The 250-nt window shown below is 60.8% G+C and carries 1 protein-coding gene; it reads right to left on the bottom strand.

The features are described 5' to 3' along the window. On the bottom strand, window positions 1–250 hold a 250-nt coding region (locus SB765_RS32125), incomplete at both ends, for an aldehyde dehydrogenase family protein (RefSeq protein WP_410932826.1).

The following is a 250-nucleotide window of genomic DNA, read 5'->3' on the forward strand; positions in this document are numbered from 1 at the left end:
AATCGCCTGCACGGCACCCGCCGGTAAGCCGCAGGATTTCAGGGCGTCCTGAATCACCGCCACCGTTGCAGCGTTAGTGCGACACGTTTCTTTGCCACCGCGCAGGATCACCGCATTACCGGTTTTCAGGCACAGCGAAGCGACATCAACCGTCACGTTCGGGCGCGCTTCATAAATCACGCCAATAACCCCCAGCGGTACGCGACGACGCTCAAGACGCAGGCCGCTGTCCAGTACGCCGCCATCGATT

Origin of the sequence: Pseudomonas sp. SIMBA_067 (assembly GCF_046534675.1) — a bacterium.
Lineage (GTDB): Bacteria > Pseudomonadota > Gammaproteobacteria > Pseudomonadales > Pseudomonadaceae > Aquipseudomonas > Aquipseudomonas putida.